The sequence below is a fragment of the Halobacillus sp. genome (genome assembly GCF_049282395.1).
GTDB lineage: Bacteria > Bacillota > Bacilli > Bacillales > Halobacillaceae > Halobacillus.
Window position 1 is genome coordinate 1 of the sequence record NZ_JBAPTY010000067.1, and the last position, 5,945, is coordinate 5,945.

5 protein-coding genes and 1 other annotated feature are annotated in these 5,945 nt (G+C 41.7%); of the genes, 3 read left to right on the plus strand and 2 right to left on the minus strand.

The window, feature by feature from the left end; genetic code table 11:
* Nucleotides 1–270: 270 nt before the first annotated feature.
* Together WAM07_RS03550 and WAM07_RS03555 are read right to left on the minus strand one after the other, a co-directional pair.
* Nucleotides 271–600 carry a thioredoxin family protein gene (locus WAM07_RS03550; protein ID WP_422164829.1) on the minus strand — a complete coding sequence of 110 codons (330 nt, stop codon included), beginning with the start codon at nucleotides 598–600 and terminating at the stop codon, nucleotides 271–273.
* A gap of 87 nt (nucleotides 601–687) precedes the next feature.
* Entirely contained in the window at nucleotides 688–1,299 is a 612-nt protein-coding gene (locus WAM07_RS03555) for a DUF421 domain-containing protein (protein WP_422164831.1), read from the minus strand.
* Nucleotides 1,300–1,402: 103 nt separating this feature from the next.
* Nucleotides 1,403–1,611: a binding site (T-box leader), on the plus strand.
* A 38-nt stretch (nucleotides 1,612–1,649) separates the two neighbouring features.
* Between WAM07_RS03555 and argS the strand changes: the two genes are divergently transcribed.
* From argS to WAM07_RS03570, 3 genes are all read left to right on the plus strand, one after another.
* Entirely contained in the window at nucleotides 1,650–3,332 is a 1,683-nt protein-coding gene (gene argS / locus WAM07_RS03560; protein WP_422164832.1) for an arginine--tRNA ligase, read from the plus strand.
* A gap of 144 nt (nucleotides 3,333–3,476) precedes the next feature.
* Nucleotides 3,477–4,901, plus strand: coding sequence for an MDR family MFS transporter (locus WAM07_RS03565; protein WP_422164835.1), 1,425 nt, complete (start codon nucleotides 3,477–3,479; stop codon nucleotides 4,899–4,901).
* Between the two features lie 300 nt (nucleotides 4,902–5,201).
* Nucleotides 5,202–5,429, plus strand: a complete 228-nt coding sequence (locus WAM07_RS03570) for a hypothetical protein (RefSeq protein ID WP_422164834.1) — start codon at nucleotides 5,202–5,204, stop codon at nucleotides 5,427–5,429.
* The last annotated feature ends 516 nt before the right edge of the window (nucleotides 5,430–5,945 follow it).

The window sequence follows — 5,945 nt, forward strand, 5'->3', positions numbered from 1 at the left end:
GAGCGAGGAAGCTCACCGTTCCCCCATAGGAAAGTGAGCTATTTCCCCACCAGCCCTTCTCCAAATATCGTAACGGACCCAAATTATCTCGAAACTGAGTCTTACAGTAATCGGCCCTATAGTGGAATATCTTGTATGAGATTTATCTGCGACGTTTAATGGAGTCTTTCCAAAAGACAGCCCCAACCTCTTCCTTCCTAACAGTGTTTCAATAAAATCGCACAAAAAAACTTACGGGCTTATGGTGCCCGTAAGTTTCTTATTTTCTGCTTAAGATTCGTTAATAAAATGATTATACTTCACCAGCTGCTGATTCAGTTCTCCAAGCGGTACGAAGCGCGCCTTTCTGAACAATTCCTTACCTTCAGAGAAAACAAGAACTGCTGGAACAGAAAAGACAGAGAACTGACCAGCCGCTTCAGGTACTTCGCTTGCATCCACATGGATAGAGGATATGCCCGGGTATTCCTTCAGCAACTCCTCCACCTGTGGTTTTAACGAGTGGCAGACGGTGCAATTCGGTTGTGATATATAAACAAGTGACAATCGTTCACGGTTAATAAACGATTGAATAGATTCTAATGAATGTAATGAATTCAAATAACTCACCTCTAATTAATCTTGTTTCTATTGTACCAAGATTTAACCAGAGTTTCTTTCATTCTGCCTATGTGTTAAAAAACGCTTTTATTGCAGGCGGTCCGGAATATCCTTCTGGTTTTTTTTCGTTTCCACTTCCTGAAAAATGTTTGCTGATTGTGCGGTCTGCGGCGCCTGGTAAGCCATATTGGATCCCAACAGGTTCTTTAAAGCAATTAATTCTTTCCGTACTTCTTCTACGTCCTGTTTGGTAGCTGGTTTATAATTTTCTTTCAGTTCTATACCAATCTGACCATTCGGTTCGAGGGTAGCTGATTTTACGTCCTGAATCGAGGTAACGCTCTGCTGTCTCAATTTCATTTCCAACTGATCAACGGTCAGCCTCATTTTCTTTAAGTTCTGATCATTTAATTGACCATTTACGATCACTGGCTTAGATTTCCCTGTTAAAAATTTTTCCATAAAATCAAATTTCACTTGCATTACTTCCATTGCAATTAATGTTAAAACAAGCACTCCACCTACACCAAACGTAACCCACACATTTTTCCCAGCCACAGGCTGAATTAAAAGGGATCCGATCGCAATCATAATGACGGTCTGAGAAAGAGTCATTTGAGATATCGATTTACGTCCTGCAATTCTAAGAATGATCGTGCCCACGATGATAATCAGTATCGCTTTCCATATCCAGTCCATAACACTCACCTCATTTCCCTGATATTTTTCCCATCCCATCCATTGTTATTCCATAATCATCTTGCAAATCCAGCCTCCATCCGCTATACTTTTCTAAAATTAATTAAATTCCAGGAAAAAAGAGAGTAGCTTATATGTGAGGGGCAAGCGATTCAGGGACGGTGAGAGCCTGAACCTATATCCATAAGTGAACCGGACTTTTGAGAAGCCTGCCTGAATCAAGTAGGGATAGGCCGGGGCAATCCCCGTTAACAATATCGAGTGGCTATAAAGCTATAAGAGTGGTACCGCGAGTTATACCTCGTCTCTTTCAGGAGACGAGGTTTTTTTAATTGAAGGAGGAATTATAAATGGAAAAGCACATTCTGTCTCTACAGCTATCCCATCTTCTAGGTGAACAGTTTTCAAGAGAATGGGTGTACAACAAAATTGAAATCCCCAAACAACCGCATTTAGGGGATCTATCCTTTCCCTGTTTTTCATTGGCTTCTTTCTTCAAAAGAAATCCCAAAGAGATCGCTTCTCAGCTGGCATCACATCTCAAACATGATCTCTTCAATGAGGTGCAGACAGCAGGCGGATATATTAACATTTTTCTAAATCAGGCTTTTGTAACAGAGCAAACCATGAAGCAGGTGCTTACCGATCCATCCACTTATGGAAATCACGCCTTCGGCACAGGTAAAACGGTCGTATTGGATATGTCTGCACCGAATATCGCTAAACCTTTTTCTATGGGACACCTCCGCTCCACCGTCATTGGAAATGCTCTTTCAAATCTGGCGGAAAAATGTGGCTATACTACCGTGAAAATTAACTACATAGGGGATTATGGCACACAGTTCGGAAAGCTTCTTGCTGCTTATCAGCACTGGGGCAATGAGGAGAAGGTACGAGAAAATCCCTTAAAGGAACTTACGAAAATTTATGTCCAGTTTCATCAGGCCTCAAAAGACGATCCCTCCTTAATTGAAGAGGGACGGGAATGGTTTAAGAAACTGGAGCAGCAGGACGAAGAAGCGCTAAAGCTCTGGAAATGGTTTAAAGATGTATCCCTTGAAGAATTCGATAAGGTTTATGAACTGCTCGGTATTGAGTTCGATCTCACACGAGGAGAAGCTTACTACAATGACAAAATGAACAAAACGGTAAAGCTGCTCCTGGAAAAACAACTGCTTGAAGAATCCGAAGGTGCCCAAGTGGTTCGTCTTGATGAAGAGGGGCTTCCTCCCTGCCTGATCCAGAAAAGCAATGGAACATCCATTTATGCGACAAGAGACTTAACAGCTGCTATTGACCGTTATCAGACATATGAATTTGAAGAAGCTCTCTATGTCGTTGGACATGAACAATCGTTACATTTTGAGCAAGTGAAGCATGTATTACGCAAACTTGGCTTTGACTGGGCAGATCAGCTCAAGCATATTTCTTTTGGTATGATGCTTAAAGATGGAAAGAAAATGTCTACGCGCCAAGGAAAAACAATCCTGCTTGAGGAGGTACTGAACGAAGCTATACAACAAGCTGCCTCTAACATTGAGGAGAAAAATCCTGAATTACTCAACAAGGAGGAAATTGCGAAACAAGTGGGTGTTGGAGCCGTGATCTTCCACGACCTAAAGCACGATCGCCGCAATGATGTAGAGTTCTCGCTTGAAGACATGCTGACTTTTGAAGGAAACACCGCTCCGTACTTACAGTACGCTTATGTCAGAGGACGCTCCCTGCTTGAAAAAGGGACATTTCAAATAGAAGAAACAGACACTTCACTTATAGAAGAATCTTCCTGGCAACTTGTAAAATGGATCCGCCATTATCCAGAAACGGTTTTAAAAGCTAATACGGATCATGATCCTTCCTACGTCGCTAAATACCTGCTGGAGCTAACCAAGGCTTTTAATAAGTATTATGCGGAGACAAAAATTTTACAAGGTGAGCAACAAAATGCACGTTTAACCCTTATTTATGTCTTTACCATTGTTTTAAAAGACGGGCTCAGTCTGCTTGGTATTGAGGCTCCTGAACATATGTAGGTGTAAAGTACTTTTACTATCGCTTCCTCTTTTCTTCCTTTATAATAATAGTTTGTGATTGCTAAAAAAGGAGGCTTACTTGTGGACGATAATACCAAATATGAATTTTTAGCCGACGATCCTGACTTTAATGTAAAACCCGTTATGATTTCACTGATTATTGGAGCGTTCTTTGCCATTTTAAATGAAACGCTTTTGAATATTGCTTTGACTACATTAATGGAACAATTTAATATTACAGCTCCTGTGGTGCAATGGATGGTTACAGGCTTTATGCTAGTGATGGGAATACTGATTCCTGTTTCCGCTCTGCTGCTTCAAACATTTACAACAAGACAAATGTTTCTTGGCACCATGACCATATTTACAATTGGAACACTCATCTGTGCGGCTGCTCCTTCGTTTGGCGTTCTGCTTGTTGGAAGACTGCTGCAGGCGGTTGGAACAGGATTATTAATTCCGATTATCTTTAATACATTCCTGCTTTTATTTCCACCCGAACGCCGAGGAGCAATTATGGGCATGATTGGACTTGTCATCATGTTTGCGCCGGCGATTGGTCCCACATTATCAGGGATTATCGTTGAGTATTTAGGATGGAGATATTTGTTTATTACCGTTATACCATTTGCTTTATTCTCAATTGCGTTTGCCTATAAGTTTTTGAAAAATGTAGGAGAAGTGACGAAACCAAAAGTCGATATTCTTTCTATTGTACTTTCCACTGTCGGATTTGGTGGAATTGTTCTTGGGTTTAGTTCGGCAGGAGAAGGTGAAGCAAGTTTTCTTGATCCCCAGGTGCTTGCCATGATTATTGCAGGGGCAGTGTCCCTCATCTTCTTTTCCATTCGCCAGCTGAAGCTCGAGGAGCCGCTTCTTGACATACGTGTATTCCAATACCCGATGTTCACCATTGGTCTTGTGTTATTCATTATTGTGATGGTTTCGATGTTTTCATCCGAAATCATTTTACCCATGTACATGCAGGGACCACTTGCTATACCTGCTGCAACAGCTGGACTGATTCTGCTTCCAGGAGCTTTATTGAATGGTCTCATGTCTCCGCTGATGGGAAAACTGTTTGATAAGTTCGGTCCGAGACTATTGATCATACCAGCGACAGCTATTCTGATGGGAACCTTGTTCTCCTTAAGCCAGGTAAGCATGGATACCCCGATCTGGCGGATCGTACTCAGTTATCTATTGCTTATGCTCTCGATATCAGCAGTTATGATGCCAGCTCAGACGAACGGATTGAATCAGCTTCCTAAACGTCTCTATCCTCACGGTACGGCAATTATGAATACTTTACAGCCCGTCTCCGGTGCTGTAGGAGTGGCTGTGTTCATCAGTCTGATGACTACGAGAGAAGAAAGCTTTTTAAACAATGCGCAAAATCCTGAATCTGAAACGGTCATGAGTCAAGCACTTGTCGCCGGTGTTGAACTGGTTTACTTTATTGCCTTTACTTTAGCTGCTATCGGATTTGTCGTTTCCCTTTTCGTTAAACGAGCGAAACAGACAGATCACAAAACATCTGGAGAACGCGAGGCAGCTGGAGAACATTAAGGACCTAAACGAATCCCCATACGTCTGACGGATGGGGATTCGTTATGTAACCAGGGAAACCTATCTGTAGATCATTCCCTCTTAATAGCCTATTATCAGGATACGTATTAGAACAAAAAGGATTCTTTAGATTTAACAGTGACGTTCACGGGAATGTTTCTAGCACCATGAAAGATGAAGGTAACCCTTCGTTCGTGTAAGGCTCCATTATGAAAGCATACTGGAGAACGTGTATGTTTCGCGGCAAACCTCAGCATAATTTATAATAGTAGTAAGTATAAGTGATAGGAGCGGATATCTATGTACCCGATTTATTATGCAGTGGTGATCATCGTTTCCATCATAGCCCTTGTCAGTACAATCATGATTGCTAAAGAAATGACAAAACAGGAAAAGAAAAGCTCTTCTAAAAATGAAACCGATAGTCTGAAAAACGAAACAAAAAATTCGAGCATACCTATGCTTACGGTTATTTATTCCATTACTTTTGTCCTCTCTATTATTCTCATCTGGATTTTTATCTTATAGCACAAAAGGTAAGGAACTCTTCCTCCTCAGGAAGGTTCCTGTTTTTATGGAGGTTATTTAACCTTGTCCGAACGATTCAATCATTTTTATTCGTAAGCTCTGCTAAACGCTGTTATTGTTTTTTTCAGAAAAGGTCTATTAAGCTATAAGGCCGGATTGTTGAAGACTCAGTTTCGAAATAATTTGGGTCCGTTACGATATGAGGGGGGTTGGTGGGGAAATAACTCGCTTTCCTATGGGGGAACGGTGAGCTCCTCGCTCGTTTCACTCGCTGTGGGATCTCACCTAGGTCCTTCTCCCATGGGAGTCTCGCCATTTCCCCACCAGCCCAACTTTATTAGAGCGAACGGACCTTTCGCAAAGAGGGTATTCTTTCCTCCTTATCCTGTCTGAAATGCTTATTTAACAGGCTAGTTCCAGCCTGAAAAAAGGATATATGCCCATGTGATTATTTTTCTTCAAGTGGGTGAGGGATAAACCCGTTTCGAGCTTCTGATTCGGCCAGGTCCGGAGGGG